The sequence below is a fragment of the Salsuginibacillus kocurii DSM 18087 genome, from assembly GCF_000377705.1.
Lineage (GTDB): Bacteria > Bacillota > Bacilli > Bacillales > Marinococcaceae > Salsuginibacillus > Salsuginibacillus kocurii.
Map to the genome: position 1 here is coordinate 14,867 of NZ_KB898638.1, position 18,972 is coordinate 33,838.

Sequence of the window (18,972 nt, forward strand, 5' to 3'; positions counted from 1 at the left end):
ATGAACGTTTCCTTACTTTATGGGAAAGAGAACCTAGACATTAATGTTCCAGACGATAGTAAAGTGATTGAACCACAGCATATTGACGGAAAGGTTGATCAAAAACAAGCTGTGGCTGAAGCATTGAGGCAGCCGCTTGGCACCCCTCCTTTAAAAGAAATGGTAAAGAAAACGGATAAAGTGGCGATTGTAATAAGCGATATTACAAGGCCTACACCGAACCACATTCTTGTACCGGCTCTTATTGAAGAGTTGTCCCATGTTCCTCATGAGCAATTTGTTATCATTAACGGTACAGGAACCCACCGCGATCAAACACATGAAGAATTTGAACAAATGCTCGGCAAGTGGACAGCCAACAACATCAGAGTAATTAACAATCACTGCCATGAAAAAAGTGAGTTGTCCATGGTTGGAAAAAGTGAATACGGTTGCGATGTATATTTGAATAAAGAGTATGTTGAAGCCGATTTTCGCATTACTACCGGTTTTATTGAACCGCATTTCTTTGCAGGCTTTTCTGGAGGACCAAAAGGCAATATGCCAGGCATTGCAGGCATTGAAACAATATTGACCTTTCACAACGCACGTATGATCGGCGACCCAAAAGCAACATGGGGGAACATGAAAGACAATCCAGTGCAAGATATGACCCGGGAAGTCAACCGCATGTGTCCGCCTCATTTTATCCTTAATGTAACATTAAATGGAGAGAAAGAGATTACGGAAGTGTTTGCGGGCGAACTCTTTGCAGCTCATGATAAAGGCTGCGCTTATGCTAAAGAACATGCAATGGCTCCCTGTGAGGAACGGTTTGACGTTGTCATCACTTCTAATTCTGGCTATCCACTTGACCAGAATTTGTATCAAGCGGTAAAGGGAATGAGTGCAGCTCAAAAAATCGTAAAAGAAGGTGGGAAGATTATTGTAGCGGCTGAGTGTTCAGATGGAATCCCCAATCACGGGAACTTTGCTGAAATTTTCACAATGGCCAACAGTCCGCAAGAATTATTAGATATGATCAATGACCCCTCATTTGAAATGTTTGACCAGTGGCAAGTACAAAAACAAGCAGTCATTCAAGTATGGGCCAATGTTGAAGTGCATTCAAAGCTATCAGAAGAACAAGTGAAGCAAGCAATGTTAACGCCTTGTGAGAATATTGAGGAAAGTCTTGAAAACTTGCAATCCACTTATGGTACAGACATGTCTGTAGCTGTACTTCCACAAGGTCCCCTTACGATTCCGTATGTACGAGAGGAGTAATAAATAATGTCGTATGAAAAGCTTGCTTCCTTACAATCAACCTTAAACAAAATGGATAACGTGGTTGTTGCTTTTTCAGGAGGGATTGACAGTACTTTTTTGTTACACATTGCCCGCTGCACGCTTGGAAAAGAGAAGGTATTAGCTGTGACGGCTGAGTCGGAAACATTTCCAGATCGTGAACTCAAAGAGTGTAAAGAGCTTGCTGCTGCCCTCGACGTTCAGCATGAAATCATTTCAACGTCGGAACTTTCGATTCCTGGTTATGCAGCTAATACGAAGGACCGCTGTTATTTATGTAGAGATAACTTGTTTGAGAATTTAAAGCCGCTGCTTGAAGAAGGCGAGTATACAAATATCGTATTTGGCTTGATAGCAGACGATATGGGGGAACATCGGCCAGGAGTAATTGCTGCAAAAGAGCATGGAGTGCGCGGGCCGCTGCAAGAGGTGAATCTTTATAAACGAGAAATTCGTGAGCTGGCTCGTGAGGCTGGCTTATCGAATTGGGATAAACCGTCCTATGCTTGTTTAGCTTCAAGAATTAACTACGAAGAGACAATCACCATCGATAAACTAAAACAAGTCGATCAAGCTGAACAAACCATTCGTGACCTAGGGGTCAAACAAGTAAGAGTGAGGCTTCACGACGATGTAGCTCGAATCGAAGTACTGCCCGAGGAAATGGCTATTCTTTTAAAAGCGCATAACCAGATTCATGCTGCCTTAAAAGAAATTGGCTTTTCTTACGTAACGCTAGACTTAAAAGGTTATCAGAGCGGCAGCATGAATCTAGCATTAAACAATCAATCTATGGGTGTATAAAGGATGAAGGCCAATGAAGTATGAAGATTTAGGTTTTTGCAAAGTGGATTATGACCGCGAGGAACGAACGGGATATCCGGAGATTATTTACGGTGAAGGAAAATCCGCCGACCATATTAAGCAAATCATGGCCAAGCTCTTAGAGAAGCATGGGAAAGCATTAGCTACGAGAGTGTCAGCTGAGAAAGCTGAGTTCTTAATAGAGGCTTTTCCACATGGTGTTTATCACCCGGATTCGAATATTTTTAGAATAGGTCAAACAGAGACAAGTTTAAACGGAAAGCTTCTTATTGTCAGTGCAGGGACATCAGACTTGCCTGTGGCTGAAGAGGTTCAATTAACAGCAGAGTGGATGGGGTGTGACACCGAAACGATTCAAGACGTGGGCGTAGCTGGATTAGACCGCCTGCTTTCTCATAAGGAGCAGTTACAAACTGCCAGTGTCCTCGTCGTAGTAGCCGGGATGGAAGGGGCGCTTCCTAGTGTCATTGGCGGCCTTGTAAAACGACCGGTTATTGCTGTACCGACATCTGTCGGCTATGGAGCTCACTTGCAAGGACTTACCCCTTTATTAAGCATGCTCACTTCCTGTGCATCCGGCGTAAGTGTTGTAAATATTGATAATGGATTTGGAGCGGCTTCCCAGGCTTCATTAATTTTAAAACTAGCAAATGAGGGAGCAGACACATGAATCTTCTTTATTTAGATTGTGTATCAGGTATTGCAGGTGATATGACATTAGCAGCCCTTATCGACGCCGGAGCCAACAGCACATATATTCAGGAAGAACTAAAGAAGCTCCCTATTGACTCATTTGAAATGAAAATCGATAGAACCATTAAGTGTGGTGTTTCGTCTGCTCAGTTGAACCTGAGCTTCGATAAGGGCAATGAAGCTAGTGATGAAAAGAATCACCATCATCATAGACATGCCGCTGATATTTTGAAAATGATTGAAACAAGCGCTCTCCCACCTCGAGTGCGAGAGCGAAGTATGAATGTGTTTGAAAGAATTGCGGAAGCTGAAGGGAAAATCCACGGTATTTCTCCGCATCAAGTTCATTTTCATGAAGTAGGAGCCATGGATTCTATTATTGATATAATCGGGGTTTGTTTAGCCCTTGAGAATCTAGAAATAGACAGTATTCACTCGTCCCCTGTGCCCACAGGTTATGGAAAGATAAAGATTGAGCATGGCCTCTATCCTATACCTGCTCCGGCAACGGCTGAATTGTTAAAAGGAGTGGAAATCGAACCATTGAACGTAAGAGGAGAATTGACCACACCTACTGGCGCAGGTTTGATTCAAGCCCTCTCCACAAAGGTCGGTGTTTTGCCTGCTGGGCGCATTCAAGCGATTGGTTACGGCGCCGGTCAGAAGGAATTCGACCACCCGAATGTACTGCGTGCAGTCATTATGGAGGAAGCACGGACTTTATAAGTTGGAGTAATAAACCCGTCATAAGAACATATGAAATAAACGAAAAAGAACAAAAAACACGTGAGAAGTGCTTAAAGGTTAAAGTACGTACTTTTAGGTGAATAAGTAGAAATTGAAACGTTCTTCTTCGCTCGTTTTTACACTTATACATATGGGTAAAGGTAAGTAGCAGTGAAGATGGTTACGATAGCTTTTAAATTATATTGTTATATTTATAAAACGTATCTTAATGGCGTAAGAAGTAGAAAAGAAGCTTGCCTGTTGGCATAGCTTCTTTTCTTATTCAAGAGAGTAATATGTTTGTTATAAGAGGAAAGCAGTAATTAATTACTAGCTACCACCATTCGCACAACATTACTAGAAGGGTCAGTCGTATAGAATGATTCACCTGCTAGATTTGTTTCATAGCCCAGTTCCTCCAGGCGTTGTCCAGCTTTCTGCCGATCTTTTTTACTAGGGAAGACAAGGGTGTACTCTTTCATGCCAACACTGTTTACAGCAGGAGGTGGGGCACCAACACCATTCCAAAGATTCACGCCAACATGGTGATGGTAGCCGCCGCTAGAGAAAAAGGTCATTTGGTTTAAGTTATCTACAACGATATCGAACCCGATGCCTTGATTATAAAATTCCTTCATGCTTTTCATATCTGCTCCGTGGAGGTGAATATGGCCCATTATCGTGTTTGCAGGCATTCCTTTCCTGGATATATCTTCAGCCTCGTTGAGAAGACTTCGCAGATCGAGCGGAGATGAGGTAACATCAATTTTTCCCCCGTGCCACACCCAGGTGTCAGGGTCAGTGTCTACATAAAGTTCAACACCGTTGCCGTCAGGGTCATCTAAGTAAAGCGCATTGCTGATATCGTGATCAGCCGCCCCATGCAACGGATAATGTTGTTCATTTAATCTCGAAAATAAGGAAGCGAGCGCTGTCCGAGAGGGCAAGAGCAGGGCAAAATGGTATAGGCCGGTAGTATGTTTTTGTTTCGGCTTACTATCGTTCGGCTGCTCGAGTTGAAGCAGCGGTGTTTCGGCATCAGCGCTTAAAGTAGCGTGCCATTCAGTTTGTTCATGTACATGCAGACCGAGCAAGTCCTTATAAAATCCAAGAGAACGTTCAAGGTTAGCGACTTTAAGTGTCACTTCCCGTACATAAGTGTTTGGCTTGCGGTGGTATCTTGACATCGAAAGCCTCCCCTATTTCTTAAGTTTAGTAGGAATTATTGATTATAGTAATCATGACAGGATTAATAGCGTAGAACAAATAAATTGCTTCCCCCCAAACGTAAGTGCCGATAAAGGGAGACCTAACCTTCTAACAAATTACCATGATTGCCTCATCTAACATGTACAAGTGAAAAATAACAAATACTCTTCCATTTATCTTATAAATAGTGGAGCAAACAAATGTGTAGGTGAGTGAACATTTAAGCCCTACTACGACGCCATTTAAGCTACAGGGAAAAATTACAAGTGAAAAAATATTTAGAAAATTGTTGTTTGTGTCTTTACAAAACAAGAAAGCGCTTTTATAATTTTAGTTAAACGTTTAGCTAAACGTTTAACTAAAAGGTTGAAATTGGTTTGTCTTCCCCTTTTTTGTTACATTTCCCCTTTTCCCCAGGGTGGAGGGGGTGTAATATCTATGGTGACCCGTTACATTATTAAAATCAAAAACGATCAACTGAGGTGGTCCCATGGGTAGTATGAAAGAAGTGGCAAAAAGGGCAGGAGTTTCCATTGCTACCGTCTCTGCTGTTATAAATGAGTCAAAGTATGTAAGTGATGAACTAAAAAAAAGAATTAATGAAGCTATTATTGAATTGGATTATAGGCCTAATCGAAATGCCAGAGGATTAAAAGGGAAAGAAACAAATCTTATCGGGGTTACCGTAACTGAATTAACCAACCCCTTTTATCCTTTAATGGTACAAGGAATTGAAGAAAGTGCTCATGAGAAAGGGTATAATATGGTCTTGGCTGCCACTAGTGATCTGGAGTCAAAGGAATTAACGTTATTAGAATCTATGGCAGACCAACGAGTTGATGGCATTATCTTAACTACAGTGGATCACCATAACTCAAATATACTTAAATTTATCCAGAAAGAAGGCATACCTGTAGTTTTAATCAACAGAGCACCTAAGGATTACAAAGGCCCCCTGGTTTGTGTGGATTCCATTAGGGTCGGACGGATAGCTACTGAACATTTGATTTCATTGAATCATCAAGATATAGCTTTTTTTGGAGGGAAGCGCCACAACAGTATTGAAAGAGAAATCGGTTATCAAGAAGCGATGCAGAGCCGTGGCCTGGTAATTAGAGATGAATGGAAGATAACAAACACAGCCTATGACCCGAAAAAAGCTTATCAACTAGCATCAAGCTTAATAGAGAGTTCCAACCCTACTCCTACTGCAGTCTTTGCAGCCAGTGATGTTATAGCTTTTGGAGTAGCTAGAGCATTTTTAGACGCAGGATACCGAATTCCTGAGGACATTTCTATCATAGGGGCTGACAATGTTCCTTTTTCCCAGGATTTTAGGGTTTCCTTAAGCACAGTTGATGTTCAACCTTATCAGATGGGAGCTGAAGGTTATCGTTTATTAGAAAACCTTATCTATAAAAGCAATGAAGAGCATAACGTTAAAAAATATCTAGAGCCTTCTTTAGTCATAAGGGAAAGCACAGGCCCATTAGCATAATCTTAATTCTATTTAAAAGGGTGATATTATGAAAGAGGTTGTAATTGTAAGCGCTGCCAGAACGGCAATAGGAACTATGGGAGGAGAGTTAAAGGATTATCACGCAGCCGACTTAGGGGCAAGAGCAATTGAAGAAGCTGTATCAAGAGCAGATCTAGATAAAGAACTGGTGGAAGAAGTTATTTTAGGGTGTGTCGGGCAAGTAGCTGAAAATGCATTTATTGCTCGAATGGCTGCTTTAAGAGCTGGTTTGCCGACGCAATCTACTGCTTATACAGTTAACCGTCTTTGTGGATCTGGGCTACAAGCCATAAACAGTGCAGTTTTGCAAATTCAAACTGGGAATGCAGAAGTAGTAGTAGCAGGTGGAACCGAGAACATGGATCAATTACCTTATTACGTGCGAAAAGGAAGATACGGATACCGCATGGGGCACGCTCAATTAGAAGATGGTCTTGTAACAGCTTTAACTGATCCGTTTGGGGATTATCATATGGGAGTTACGGCTGAAAATGTAGCTGAAAGATATAACGTCTCACGAGAGGATCAGGACCGTTTCGCTGTTCAAAGTCAAGAACGTGCTGTTGATGCCATTGATAATGGTCGCTTTAAAGATGAAATTGTTCCCATTGAGATCAAGGATAAAAAAGGAAATGTAACGACTGTCGTAGATACGGATGAACATCCTCGTCGCGGCACAACTGTCGAAAAATTAGGGAAACTAAAGCCAGCGTTTAAGAAAGAAGGCTCGGTTACACCTGGTAACGCTTCAGGGGTTAATAATGGAGCCGCAGCTTTAGTTATTATGTCTAAAGAGAAAGCGGACTCATTAGGGCTTACTCCATTAGCAACCATAAAAGAACAAGCAGTAGCTGGAGTGGAACCGGAAATTATGGGCTTTGCCCCAGCACCAGCTGTTCAAAAGCTAATTGAAAAATCCAAACTTTCATTAGATGAGATAAATCTTATGGAATTAAATGAGGCATTCGCTTCCCAATCCGTAGCTGTCATTCGTGATCTAGGTATTAGTGAAGACAAAGTAAACGTAAACGGTGGGGCCATTGCTTTAGGACACCCAATTGGAGCTTCAGGAGCTATTATTACGGTGAAGCTATTACATGAACTCCAGCGCAGAGGTGAGAAACGAGGCATTTCCACCATGTGTATTGGAGGAGGTCAAGGAATCGCTACATTGTTTGAAATGAATCAATAAGCAAAGGGGTTGCAACTCATGATTGATTTAAATGGAAAAGTAGCCATTGTAACAGGATCCGCACGAGGACTCGGGAAAGGAATTGCTTTAAAGCTAGCTGAGCTTAACGCGCATGTAGTAGTTAGTGATTTAAATGAAGAAGGGACCAGTTCAACCGCGCAGGAAATTAACGATTCTGGAAAAAGTGCGGAGCCTTTTGTGGCTAATGTAGCTGAATCGGCTTCAGCTAAACGTTTAGTTGAGGAAACTGTCCAAAAACATGGGAAGTTAGACATTGTAGTAAATAATGCAGGAATTAACAAAGACAGTATGCTTCACAAAATGGAAGAAAGTGCATGGCAGCAAGTCATAGATGTTAATTTGACAGGCGTTTATAATGTAATGCAACCAGCAAGTATACAAATGCGAGAACAGCAAGCAGGTCGCATTATTAATATTTCTTCTGCAAGCTGGCTTGGAAATGTAGGCCAAGCCAATTACTCGGCTGCTAAAGCTGGAGTAGTCGGGTTAACAAAAACAGCCTCTAGAGAACTTGGGAAAAAAAATGTAACAGTTAATGCCATTTGCCCAGGTTTCATTGAAACCGATATGACAAGAGCTGTGCCGGAGAATGTATGGGATTTAATGGTTTCAAAGATTTCAATGGGTCGAGCCGGCAAACCAGAGGACGTTGCTAACTGTATTGCCTTTTTATCATCGGACCAGGCAGAATATATTACCGGAGAAGTGATTAATGTAGGCGGCGGCATGGTTTTATAAATTTGGTTTAAAGGATGGATAGCAGCCATGAGTATTGAAGAAATTGCAGTAATCGGCGGCGGCTTAATGGGCTCTGGGATAGCTCAAAACGCCGCTGAATCCGGAAAAAAAGTAAAAATGATAGAGGTTAACGAAGACGTAGGCACCAACTCACTAGCTTCTATCAAAAAGCAATTAGACCGAAAAGTGAAAAAGGAGCGCATTACTGCAGGGCAGGCAGAGCAGGCACATAACTTAATAACTTTAGAGACAGAAATAGAAAAGGTTGAGGGAGTCAAGCTGGTCATTGAGGCTGTGCCTGAAGAATTGTCTATTAAAAAGAAAGTCTTTTCAGAACTCGACAAGTATGCGGATGATGATGCAATTTTAGCTTCTAATACTTCAGGTTTATCAATTGCAGCTATTGGCTCAAGTACCTCCAGACCGGAACAGGTGATAGGATTTCACTACTTCTACCCCGTGCCGGTTATGTCATTAGTAGAAGTGGTACCGTCCATTATTACCAGCCAGTCCACAGTTGACACCATGTACGAATTTGCGCAGAGCATTAATAAACACCCTGTAAAGTGTCAGGATTATCCTGGATTCTTAGTTAACCGCTTACTTATTCCGATGGTTAACGAAGCTGTTTATTGTGTGATGGAAGGCGCCGATCCAAGAGATGTAGATAATGCTATGAAATTAGGGGCTAACCATAAAATGGGACCCATCACTTTAGCCGATTTTGTAGGTTTAGATGTGTTATTAGCTACCATGGAAGGGTTGTATGAAGGGTTTAAAGATTCAAAATACCGACCTTGCCCATTATTAACAAAGGTCGTTGAATCAGGCAATTACGGAGTGAAAACTGGAAAAGGCTTCTATCATTACGACGAAAACAATAAACAGCAAGGGGCAGCTATTTAATATGAGTTTAGGAGCTGAAAAGAATGATAGAGAAAAAGAAAACTGCAGAACAGGCAGTGGACTATATCCAACCAAGATCAACACTTGCCGTTTGCGGATTTACACTGATGGGAGCATGTGAGGACATTTTAAAAGCAATTGAAGACCGTTATTTAGAAAAAAAAGAACCTTCCCACTTAACTTTACTTCATGCAGCGGGGCACAGTGACCGAGAAAACGGAATTGAACATTTGGCTCATGAAGGATTGGTTGAAAAAATCATTGGTTCTCATTGGGGCCTTGCTCCGAAATGGGGAAGTCTTATCTCTACCAATAAAGTCGAAGCTCATTGTTTATCGCAAGGTCAACTTACACACCTTTTTCGAGATATGGCTTCCGGCAAGCCAGGGACTTACACCAAAGTTGGATTAAATACCTTTTTAGATCCTGTACTTGAAGGGGGACGAATGAATGCGAAAGCGCTAGAAAAGGAAAGTCTAGTTGATCGAATTAAAATTAAAAACGAAGATTATCTTTTCTATAATATGGTTCCGATTGATGTGTGCATTATTAGAGGTACTTCAGGCGATGAATACGGCAACATCACCATGGAAGAAGAAGCATTGAAGCTTGAATCTTTGGCTGTAGCCCAAGCAACAAAGCGTTTTGGTGGCACGGTCATTGTCCAAGTCAAAAACTATGTGGAACGGGGAAGCCTAAAAGCTAAAAATGTTGTCATCCCTGGTACGTGTGTCGATGTAGTGGTGGAAACAGAAGATTCTTATTTGAATCATCGGCAAACGTCAAGTACCGCTTATAACCCTAAGTATACTGGCGAAGCTAGAGTTCCAACCAATAAAATGGAAGCGTTACCACTTAATATGAGAAAAGTCATTGGTAGACGCGCTGCTTGCGAATTATTCCCGGACGCTATCGTCAATTTAGGAACTGGCATTCCTGGAGACACCATTGGTCCTGTAAGTAGTGAGGAAGGTGTTCTTCAAGATATCAATTTAACGATCGAATCTGGAGCAATTGGCGGAGTTCCAAAAGGAGGGACAGACTTTGGGATTTCTGAAAATCCTGAAGCTATTATAGAACACCCTAGTCAATTTGATTTCTATAACGGCCGAGGTGTAGATATCACGTTTATGGGGGGAGCAGAGATTGACGGCGAAGGCAATGTGAATGTGAGTAAATTCGGCAAAGTAACCACAGGATGTGGAGGATTTATTGACATTACTCAAAATGCTCATAAAGTTGTCTACTGTCTGACTTTTACTGCAAGTGGTTTACGGACCACAGTCGGTGATGGAAAGCTTACCATTGACCAAGAAGGAAGCGTTAAAAAGTTCAAAGGAAAAGTCAGCCAAATTACCTTTAGTGGGCATAACGCAGTGCAAAATCAGCAAGAAGTATATATTGTCACTGAAAGAGCAGTTTTTCAGTTAGGGGAAAATGGGTTGGTACTGACCGAGATCGCTCCTGGTGTTGAGTTGCAAAAAGATGTATTAGACCAAATGGAGTGCAAGTGTGAAGTTAGTAAAGATCTAAAAGAAATGGATGCATCTATTTTCATGGAAGAAAAAATGGGATTTGAAGAGACTTTCTATAAAAATATTTTGATTAATTCCTAGAGGGGGATAAAAATGAAAAAAATTAAAAGATTCGCAATTTACCCACTTATAGCTGGCAGTGTTATTTTCTTTGCTGCTTGCGGAGATGAGGCGGCAGATGGAGACGAGGAGGCTCAAGGCGCAAATGAAGATGAGAATGGGGAAGAAGGCGACGATGAGGCAGCAGAAGATGCTGAACATATCATTGACGTAAGCTTACCACTTGGTCCAGATTCTCACCAAGCAGAAGGGGTTCATGCTTTCGGAGATAAGCTGGAGGAATTAACGGATGGAAGGTTAACTGTCGAGCCGCACTATGACAATGCGTTAGGAGCAGAGCGCGAAGTAGTTGAAGGCATGGGAGTGGATACAGTGGATGCTGGTATTTCCTCGACAGGACCCATGGGAAGCTTCGTAGATGAACTTCTTTTATTCGACTTGCCTTACATTTTTGAAGATCACGATCATGTATACGGTTTCTTAGATAGTGAGCACGGCGAGATGCTTTCTGACCGGGTACGTGAGGATGCCAACATTGAAGTGCTTGCTTGGATGGAAAATGGTTTCCGTTATAACACGAACTCTGTGCGCCCGTTAGAGCATCCGGATGACCTTGAAGGCATTGACCACCGAACGCAAGAATCAGAAGTGCAAGTGGACACCTGGTCGGCGTTGGGAGCTAACGCTACACCAATGGCATGGGATGAAGTATACACCGCTCTTCAACAAGGGGTAATGGAAAGCCAGGAAAACCCGCTGCCAACAATTTACGATGTTAACTTCTATGAAGTTCAGGATTACTTGAACTTAACACAGCACGTCTACTCTCCTGCACCACTCATGATGAGTCAGTCTCTATTCGAGAGCTTCGATGAAGAAGACCAAGAGGCTATAAAAGAAGCAGCTGAGCACGCTCTTCCAATCCAGCGTGAAGCCAGTCAAGAACAAGAAGAATATTACCAAGAGCAACTAGCAGAAGAGGGTATGGAAGTTACTGAGCCGGATCTAGATCCATTCGAAGAAGCGGTTGAACCAGTAATCGAAGAATGGTCTCCGGTTGTAGGAGAAGACCTTGTGGATGATGCCATGAATTTTGATGAATAAAGATGTATAGAAGGGTAGCTTTAGGCTACTCTTCTATCTTTCTTAGTTATTGTTTAGGGGGAGGTAACCTATGGTCAGCGTTCTTAAGACATATAAGAGAGTCGTGGGTTGGCTTAATTATATTGTTGGTTTCACTATTGCAATCCTTTTATTTGCAATGACAGTACTTATTTTTTGGCAGGTATTCGCAAGGTTTGTGATGGGCTCCCCTCTTCGTTTTTCAGAGGAATTTGCTCGTTTTGCCATGGTGTGGCTCACGATGTTAGGGGCTGCTTATGCTTATCGGAAAGGCTCATTAATATCGGTAGACCTTATACAGGAAATAGCAGGTCCAAAACTAACAAAAGTTTTTAATATTATTGCGTTCACCTTAAGTGCGGCATTTGCAGGAGTTCTTGTCGTTTTTGGAGTTGAAATGACTCAAAATGTCTCTGGACAAAGTGGACCAAGTACGGGAATTTCAATGGCTTGGCCTAACCTGGCCATACCTTTAGCCGGCGTAATGATCTTATTAAATAGTGTAGCCCTTGTCATCGACCAATTTATTGACGGGGAGGGAGAAAACGAATGATTGCATTATTATTTATTTTGTTAGCTGTTTTCTTTTTATTAGGAGTTCCGATCGCTTTTTCCCTTGGACTCGCTTCTACTATTACAGTGTGGCAGGGCGATTTAACTCAAATGGCAGTGATTATTCAACAAATATTCAATTCGATTAATTCTTTTCCGTTAATGGCGATCCCCTTCTTTATATTAGCTGGTTATATTATGCAGCATGGAGGAATCTCGCAGCGCCTTGTTGATTTTTCTAATACCATTGTTGGTAATATGTCTGGTGGATTAGCCATAGTGGCCATTCTTACTTCTTTGTTTTTTGCTGCAATTTCCGGATCCGGAGCTGCCACGACAGCGGCTATTGGCTCGATATTAATACCAGCGATGGTGGCTAAAGGATATAAAGTAGATTTTGCTGCGGCAAACCAAGCCTCTGCTGGTGCCCTGGGGGTTATTATTCCTCCAAGTATTCCACTGATTATTTATGGTATCGCGGCTAACGTATCGGTGGGAGACATGTTTTTTGCTGGAATTATACCAGGCTTAATTGTAACGTTCTCGCTTATAATTTACGCGTATTTTTATTCGAAAAAGCAAGATTATGCGGGGACAGAAAAAAGTAATTGGATGGACTTGTTAATAGCGGGAAGAAAAGCTATTTTAGCGATCCTTATGCCGGTTATTATTCTTGGCGGGATTTATAGTGGAATTTTCACGCCGACAGAAGCTGCCGTTATTGCGGTTGTTTACTCATTTGTCGTCGGGTTTGTCGTATACCGTGAAATTAAATTCAGTGCCATTTTAGGGATTTTCCGCCAGTCAGCCGTAACGACTGCTGTAATTATGAGTATTATTGGAACAGCTGGTCTATATGGCTATATTATGCAAAATCTACGTGTTCCAACTATTTTATCTGATGCGGTGGTAGGAACCATCGATAGTGTTATTATTTTTATTTTGCTGGTAAACATCATTCTATTGATTTCAGGAATGTTTATTGAAGCAGCTGCGGCTATTTTGATCTACGTACCTATTCTATTGCCAATTGCCGTGGAATTTGGTATTGACCCAGTGCACTTTGGGATCATTATGGTAGTGAACTTAGCCATGGGCATGTTTACTCCGCCTGTAGGACTAAACTTATTTGTAGCCTCTCAAATAGCTGATGTAAGCATAGCAAGGCTGACAAAAGCTGTTATTCCTTTTGTCATTATTGTCATTATAAATCTGTTAGTGATTAGTTTTGTACCTGAAATTTCTACTTATTTACCTTCATTAAGAGACTAATTTGTTTAAGGAGGAGCCAATGGAAGCTGTAAAACTTGATAGTTTAAAAGGTCGACGAATCCTTCTTACTGGAGGGACAAAAGGAATTGGACGTGACGTTTGTGAGAAGTTAGCGGAGGCGGGAGCCCACATTGGGGTGGTTGCCCGCTCCAAAGATGATCTTGAAAAAATGGTAAATGATCTAAGTTCAATCAATACTAACATTATCCCGATTGAGGGAAATGTAGCCGATTTAAAGAGTATTAGTAATATGGTTACTAAAATGAAGGATCATTTCGGTGGTATTGATGTATTGATTAATAGTGCAGGTGTCAACAAACCAAAGCCTGCACTTGAAATTGAGGAAGAAGATTGGGATCAAGTGATAGATATCAATCTAAAAGGAGCCTTTTTCTTGGCGCAGCGGGCAGGAAAAGTAATGAAAGATCAACAGTTTGGAAAAATTATCAATTTGTCTTCGCAAATGGGTCATGTTGGATATTACGGAAGGGCAGCTTATTGTGCCAGCAAAGGCGGCCTGGAACTTTTGACAAAAACGTTAGCTGTTGAATTGGCACCTTACGTGCGCGTAAATACGGTGGCTCCTACTTTTATTGAAACACCTCTGACAGAAGGTTATTTTGCGGATGAAGAATTTAAAAAACAAATTACTGCCAATATTCCTTTAGGATATATTGGCCAGCCGGAAGATGTAACAGGGGCCATTTTGTACCTTGCTTCCGACTTGTCGAATCTAGTCACCGGGACCTCCTTAAAAGTAGATGGGGGGTGGACAGCTTGGTAAAGGATCAAACCTTATCACAAGAAAAAATAACAGTAGTCGGCACGGGGTTAATGGGGCATTCCATTGCCCTAAGCATTGCTTGGGCAGGTGATTTTGTTAAGCTTTATGGAATAAATCAGGACGAAATCACTAAGGCGAAAAATCATATTCTTGAAAAATTAGAGAATTTAGTAGGAAATGAACTTATTACTAATGAGGAAAAGGATGCCGTTTGGGCATGTTTTTCCTATGAAGATGAACTAGAAGCTGCTCTTGAGGATGCAACAATGGTTATTGAAGCAGCGCCTGAAAATTTAGAATTAAAGCAGGGTTTATATGAACAGATGGACCGTATTTGTAATAAGGAGGTCATCTTAGCCAGCAACACTTCGAGTCTTCAGCCGACAAAAATTGCTTCCTTTGCCCGCAACCCAGAACGCATTCTTGTTGCTCACTTCTGGAACCCGGCTCATTTACTCCCATTAGTAGAAGTAGTATTGGGAGAAAAGACAGAAGAGCGTTTCGTAGAGCGTACCATGAAGGTGTTGAAAAAATTAAATAAAGAACCTATCCGCGTAGAGAAAGAAATTTTAGGGTTTGTAGGGAACCGTCTGCAGTATGCCTTGTTCAGGGAAGCACAGTATATTTATGAAGAAGGCGTCTGTACGGTAGAAGAGATTGATAAAGCAGTAGAAACAAGTATTGGAAGAAGGTTAGGTGCCACCGGACCTTTTATGACTGCAGACATGGGCGGCCTAGATGTATTTTCCTCAATATCTGATTATATATTCCCGGATCTTTCAAATGAAGATAGTTCATTAGCTACGATGAAAGAGAAAGTAAGTGATGGGAAGTACGGTCAGAAAAATGGTGAAGGCTTTTATAAATGGGATGAAGCTTTCTCGAGGTATAAGAACCAAGAACGAGAAAATGAATTAATACGTTGGATCAAAAAAGAACAATAAGATTATAAGGAGAAATGGAGGAGACCTTCCATGTTAAATCATCCGATTGAAGAGCTATCAACAGGTAAGGAGAAACCCGTACACTCAAACATTTATCATTTGTTTTTAGAAGGGTATAAACATAACCCGGAAGCGCTAGCTTGGAAAGACGAGTATGAAGCTAGAACGTATGAAGAGGCTTTAAACGATATTCATCACTTGGCGGACGTCCTGAAGCATAGATTTGGAATTAAACCAGGAGACCGAATTGTTTCTTATTTTCCCAATATGATGCATTATGCCACGTTGGTGTTTGCCTGTATGAAAATTGGAGCTACATTGCTCCCCCTTAATACTAGACTGCAGGAAAATGAAATCTCTTATATTTTAAATGATGCAAATCCCTGTGTTGTTCTCACTTCCGTAATGGGTGAAAAGAGCGCTGTACAGGCGACTAATGTTTGTCCTGTGGTAGAGATTGAAGAGTTAGTAGAGAACAGCTTCTCTCAGCAAAAAGGTTTTGAAGAAGATTTCGGTGGAAAAGAGGTTGAGTTTGATCACCCCGCCTTTTTAATTTATACCTCTGGCACTACTGGAAGCCCTAAAGGGGCCTTACTGCATCACGGAGGAGTCATTCATACAGTGCAGGCATACCAAGATTTCTTTCAATCAAGCCCTGCCAGTAAAACATTAATTGCTGTTCCTATATTTCATGTAACAGGGTTAATTGGACAATTAATCCATATGGCTAAAGTAGGCGGCACCTCTTTTATCATGAAACGTTATCAAACTACTCCCTATATTGATTTAGTAAGAGAAGAGAAAATCAATTTTTTATTTAATGTTCCAACAATTTTTCAGATGCTTATCGGTACCTTTAAAAAGTATAATTCACCCGCTTTTCCAGAAGTGAAAACGATTGCTTTTGGGGGAGCCCCGATGGCTGTTGATCTTATGAGAGAGATGATGCATTTTTTCCCAAAAGCATCCTTACACAATTGTTATGGTGCTACAGAAACATGCTCCCCGACCACGATTATGCCTAAAGCTTATCCTAAAGAGAAAGAAGGCTCTGTTGGAGTGCCTATTGATAGAACGGTTGTAAAGTTTGTCACCGATGAAGGGCACATTTGTAAACCGACAGAAATGGGGGAATTACTCATTAAAGGCCCAATGGTTATTAAAGGGTATTGGAACAATGCAGAGGCCAATCAGAAAAGCTTTTCGGAAGGATATTGGCATTCAGGAGATTATGGGTATGAGGATGAGGATGGTTATATCTACATTAAAGATAGAAAGAAAGATATGATAAACCGCGGCGGCGAGAATATTTATTCGATAGAAGTAGAACAAGCTCTAAATCAATTAGATGCTGTTCAAGAATCTGCTGTCGTTGGTCTCCCCCATCCGATCTACGGAGAAGTAGTACAAGCATTTGTAGTGCCTGCCAAAGGAAATATCGATGCAAAGTTAATCAAAGAACAAGTATCAAAAAATATAGCAGATTATAAAGTTCCACATTCTATTGAATTTTTAAAAGAAATCCCTAAAAATCCTGGTGGGAAAATATTAAAGCATCAATTGAAGAAGAAAGATAAGTAAGATGTTTTTATACCTCTCCTGCACTATATATAAAAACTGCGAAGTACCCTTTAAGATGAAAGGATGAGCGAAATGGCTTCTTTCTTAAGCCCGGTTCATGTGATTACTGGTGAAGGGACATTACTCCAAGTTCCAGAACAAGTACGTGCTTTTGGCTCGAAAAAAGTTATGATTTATGCTGATCCAGGTGTAGTAAAAGCTGGGATAGTAAGAAAGTTAGAAGATATTTTAAATGATACTCATATAGAAAATGTTGTATATAGTGAAGTGGTCCCCGAACCTCCACTAGAAGCAGGTAACAAAGCGGTTCAGGCTTTAAAAGACAGTGGAGCTGATTTTGTAATCGGACTCGGCGGGGGAAGCTCTATTGATATCGCGAAGGCCGCGGCAGTATTGGCAAATCATGAAGGAAATGTAGAGGATTATTTAAATATGTCAGGAACAAGGTCTCTAACAAATAAAGGGCTTCCTAAGATGCTAATTCCCACCACTTCTGGTACCGGTTCAGAAGTTACTGACATTTCCGTATTTTCTTTAGAATCGACAAAAGATGTAATTACTCATCCCTTATTATTAGCGGATGTTGCTTTAGTTGACCCTGAATTAACTTACACGCTCCCCGAAAAAATAACAGCCTCGACTGGAGTAGATGCTTTAACTCACGCGGTGGAATCATATATCTCCATACATGCTTCGCCAATTACAGACACCCTAGCATTAGATGCAGTTAAACGAATTGGCGGAAATATTCGCACTGCTGTTTGGCACGGAGAAAATCAAGAAGCTAGAAAACAGATGTCATTAGGCAGTTTACTTGCTGGAATGAGTTTTTATAATGCTGGAGTAGCGGGAGTTCATGGACTGGCATACCCATTAGGTGGTAGATTTAAAATTCCTCATGGGGAAGCCAATGCTCTTTTATTGCCTTATGTTTTCGAAGAGATCTGGCCCGCTTGTATGCAAAAGATGGGAGACATCGCTGAAGCACTTGGAGCTAACATAGAAGGTATGAGTGAGCGAGAAGCTGCTATAGCAGGTGTTAAAGAACTCACCCATATTGTTCATGATACTGGAATAGAGACATCACTAAAAGCTTATGGGGTTAAAGAGAATGACATTGAACAATTAGCGTTAGATGGGATCAAACAAAAACGCTTGTTAGGCCGCAGCCCTAGGAAATTATATTTGAATATGATTCGTTCAATTTATCAAAAAGCATATGAAGGACGTACAAGCATCTAAATGGGTAACTGCTGCTATGGGGAAAAAGTTCTCATAGCTTTCTTTTTTAGAATAGTGTTCTGTTAAAGGCGCTGTTGGTAAAGGTCGTTGATATTACGGGACTCGCAGGGGGGGGCTCTGCGAAAAGGGACGTCATGGAAGGAGTATCAACACTACTTTTTAACAAAACCAAAAACAAAAAACTTTTCTAATTCTTATCAAAGGATTTACTATAAAAAGAGGCCTACTAATTTTGGTTGGCAGGAGATAGACATGTTGTAAGAAAGGAGGCGGTGCCATTGAATGGCTTTGAAATGATACAACCGGTTTTGGTTATGGCAACGATCGTCGTACTAGGTTACTTGGTTACCTTAAGAGTGCAGGTGACGGGAGAAGTAAAGCAGTTTATTGCGTTTGTTGTTATTAACTTTGCTCTTCCTGCGGTTGTAGTCAATAGCATATTTCAAGCTGAGTTTGATGCAGAAATGTGGCGGCAGCTGATCTTGGTGTTTTTGATCGGACTAATGTTAAATATCGTAGGGGTCGGAACCGGTTACATATCTGGTAAACTGTTGAAGTATACAGAAGAAGAAGCCAGGCAGTTGGCTGTGCTGGCAGGTCTAGGCAATACAGGTTTTATAGGAATTCCTCTTACAGTAATGATCTTTGGTTCAGAAGCAGGAGTATTTGCTGCCATTTATGATGCCACTACTGTGCTTACAGTGTTTACGCTAGGTATTGTTTTGCTTCAGCAAGGAAGCTTCCGATTTGGCCAGCTGAAATCA

18 protein-coding genes are annotated in these 18,972 nt (G+C 41.2%); 17 read left to right on the forward strand and 1 reads right to left on the reverse strand.

Annotated features, from left to right (window positions below; translation table 11 throughout):
* Genes larA through larC form a run of 4 tightly spaced genes read left to right on the forward strand, consistent with a single transcriptional unit; the run spans position 1 to position 3,531 of the window.
* A complete protein-coding gene (gene larA / locus D469_RS0118510; protein ID WP_018924875.1) occupies positions 1–1,266 on the forward strand; it encodes a nickel-dependent lactate racemase in 1,266 nt (421 codons plus the stop codon).
* 6 nt (positions 1,267–1,272) lie between these two features.
* Positions 1,273–2,091 carry an ATP-dependent sacrificial sulfur transferase LarE gene (gene larE, locus D469_RS0118515; RefSeq protein ID WP_018924876.1) on the forward strand — a complete coding sequence of 273 codons (819 nt, stop codon included), beginning with the start codon at positions 1,273–1,275 and terminating at the stop codon, positions 2,089–2,091.
* Between the two features lie 13 nt (positions 2,092–2,104).
* Entirely contained in the window at positions 2,105–2,782 is a 678-nt protein-coding gene (gene larB / locus D469_RS0118520) for a nickel pincer cofactor biosynthesis protein LarB (RefSeq protein ID WP_018924877.1), read from the forward strand.
* Positions 2,779–3,531: a nickel pincer cofactor biosynthesis protein LarC gene (gene larC / locus D469_RS20790; RefSeq protein WP_018924878.1), complete on the forward strand. Its 753-nt coding sequence runs from the start codon at positions 2,779–2,781 to the stop codon at positions 3,529–3,531. Before larB ends, larC begins: the two co-directional genes overlap by 4 nt.
* Positions 3,532–3,854: 323 nt before the next feature.
* Here the strand turns inward: larC and D469_RS0118530 are convergent, their stop codons facing one another.
* Positions 3,855–4,718: a VOC family protein gene (locus D469_RS0118530; protein ID WP_018924879.1), complete on the reverse strand. Its 864-nt coding sequence runs from the start codon at positions 4,716–4,718 to the stop codon at positions 3,855–3,857.
* A gap of 521 nt (positions 4,719–5,239) precedes the next feature.
* Between D469_RS0118530 and D469_RS0118535 the strand changes: the two genes are divergently transcribed.
* From D469_RS0118535 to D469_RS0118595, 13 genes are all read left to right on the forward strand, one after another.
* Positions 5,240–6,238, forward strand: coding sequence for a LacI family DNA-binding transcriptional regulator (locus D469_RS0118535; protein ID WP_018924880.1), 999 nt, complete (start codon positions 5,240–5,242; stop codon positions 6,236–6,238).
* A gap of 28 nt (positions 6,239–6,266) precedes the next feature.
* On the forward strand, positions 6,267–7,451 hold the full coding sequence (locus tag D469_RS0118540) for a thiolase family protein (RefSeq protein WP_018924881.1): 1,185 nt from the start codon (positions 6,267–6,269) through the stop codon (positions 7,449–7,451).
* Between the two features lie 18 nt (positions 7,452–7,469).
* Positions 7,470–8,210 carry a 3-oxoacyl-ACP reductase FabG gene (gene fabG, locus D469_RS0118545; RefSeq protein ID WP_018924882.1) on the forward strand — a complete coding sequence of 247 codons (741 nt, stop codon included), beginning with the start codon at positions 7,470–7,472 and terminating at the stop codon, positions 8,208–8,210.
* 27 nt (positions 8,211–8,237) lie between these two features.
* Positions 8,238–9,116, forward strand: a complete 879-nt coding sequence (locus D469_RS0118550; RefSeq protein WP_018924883.1) for a 3-hydroxyacyl-CoA dehydrogenase family protein — start codon at positions 8,238–8,240, stop codon at positions 9,114–9,116.
* 23 nt (positions 9,117–9,139) lie between these two features.
* Positions 9,140–10,732, forward strand: a complete 1,593-nt coding sequence (locus tag D469_RS0118555; protein ID WP_018924884.1) for an acyl CoA:acetate/3-ketoacid CoA transferase — start codon at positions 9,140–9,142, stop codon at positions 10,730–10,732.
* Positions 10,733–10,744: 12 nt separating this feature from the next.
* On the forward strand, positions 10,745–11,815 hold the full coding sequence (locus D469_RS0118560) for a DctP family TRAP transporter solute-binding subunit (RefSeq protein ID WP_018924885.1): 1,071 nt from the start codon (positions 10,745–10,747) through the stop codon (positions 11,813–11,815).
* Between the two features lie 70 nt (positions 11,816–11,885).
* Complete coding sequence (locus D469_RS0118565; RefSeq protein ID WP_018924886.1) at positions 11,886–12,386, forward strand: TRAP transporter small permease; 501 nt, start codon at positions 11,886–11,888, stop codon at positions 12,384–12,386.
* The gene (locus tag D469_RS0118570; RefSeq protein WP_018924887.1) at positions 12,383–13,657 is read left to right on the forward strand and encodes a TRAP transporter large permease; all 1,275 of its coding nucleotides are present in this window, start codon (positions 12,383–12,385) and stop codon (positions 13,655–13,657) included. The genes D469_RS0118565 and D469_RS0118570 overlap by 4 nt, the downstream gene beginning before the upstream one ends.
* Before the next feature lie 19 nt (positions 13,658–13,676).
* Positions 13,677–14,441, forward strand: coding sequence for an SDR family NAD(P)-dependent oxidoreductase (locus D469_RS0118575; protein WP_018924888.1), 765 nt, complete (start codon positions 13,677–13,679; stop codon positions 14,439–14,441).
* Entirely contained in the window at positions 14,426–15,385 is a 960-nt protein-coding gene (locus D469_RS0118580) for a 3-hydroxyacyl-CoA dehydrogenase family protein (protein WP_420834861.1), read from the forward strand. Before D469_RS0118575 ends, D469_RS0118580 begins: the two co-directional genes overlap by 16 nt.
* Positions 15,386–15,415: 30 nt before the next feature.
* Positions 15,416–16,966, forward strand: a complete 1,551-nt coding sequence (locus D469_RS0118585; protein ID WP_018924890.1) for a class I adenylate-forming enzyme family protein — start codon at positions 15,416–15,418, stop codon at positions 16,964–16,966.
* Between the two features lie 72 nt (positions 16,967–17,038).
* Entirely contained in the window at positions 17,039–18,208 is a 1,170-nt protein-coding gene (locus D469_RS0118590) for an iron-containing alcohol dehydrogenase (RefSeq protein ID WP_018924891.1), read from the forward strand.
* A 278-nt stretch (positions 18,209–18,486) separates the two neighbouring features.
* Positions 18,487–18,972: AEC family transporter (locus D469_RS0118595; RefSeq protein WP_018924892.1), on the forward strand; the 486-nt coding region annotated here is incomplete at its 3' end.

Coding starts and splice junctions, on each gene's coding strand:
- larA (WP_018924875.1), top strand. CDS start 1: ATGAACGTTTCCTTACTTTATGGGAAAGAGAACCTAGACATTAATGTT.
- larE (WP_018924876.1), top strand. CDS start 1,273: ATGTCGTATGAAAAGCTTGCTTCCTTACAATCAACCTTAAACAAAATG.
- larB (WP_018924877.1), top strand. CDS start 2,105: ATGAAGTATGAAGATTTAGGTTTTTGCAAAGTGGATTATGACCGCGAG.
- larC (WP_018924878.1), top strand. CDS start 2,779: ATGAATCTTCTTTATTTAGATTGTGTATCAGGTATTGCAGGTGATATG.
- D469_RS0118530 (WP_018924879.1), bottom strand. CDS start 4,718: ATGTCAAGATACCACCGCAAGCCAAACACTTATGTACGGGAAGTGACA.
- D469_RS0118535 (WP_018924880.1), top strand. CDS start 5,240: ATGAAAGAAGTGGCAAAAAGGGCAGGAGTTTCCATTGCTACCGTCTCT.
- D469_RS0118540 (WP_018924881.1), top strand. CDS start 6,267: ATGAAAGAGGTTGTAATTGTAAGCGCTGCCAGAACGGCAATAGGAACT.
- fabG (WP_018924882.1), top strand. CDS start 7,470: ATGATTGATTTAAATGGAAAAGTAGCCATTGTAACAGGATCCGCACGA.
- D469_RS0118550 (WP_018924883.1), top strand. CDS start 8,238: ATGAGTATTGAAGAAATTGCAGTAATCGGCGGCGGCTTAATGGGCTCT.
- D469_RS0118555 (WP_018924884.1), top strand. CDS start 9,140: ATGATAGAGAAAAAGAAAACTGCAGAACAGGCAGTGGACTATATCCAA.
- D469_RS0118560 (WP_018924885.1), top strand. CDS start 10,745: ATGAAAAAAATTAAAAGATTCGCAATTTACCCACTTATAGCTGGCAGT.
- D469_RS0118565 (WP_018924886.1), top strand. CDS start 11,886: ATGGTCAGCGTTCTTAAGACATATAAGAGAGTCGTGGGTTGGCTTAAT.
- D469_RS0118570 (WP_018924887.1), top strand. CDS start 12,383: ATGATTGCATTATTATTTATTTTGTTAGCTGTTTTCTTTTTATTAGGA.
- D469_RS0118575 (WP_018924888.1), top strand. CDS start 13,677: ATGGAAGCTGTAAAACTTGATAGTTTAAAAGGTCGACGAATCCTTCTT.
- D469_RS0118585 (WP_018924890.1), top strand. CDS start 15,416: ATGTTAAATCATCCGATTGAAGAGCTATCAACAGGTAAGGAGAAACCC.
- D469_RS0118590 (WP_018924891.1), top strand. CDS start 17,039: ATGGCTTCTTTCTTAAGCCCGGTTCATGTGATTACTGGTGAAGGGACA.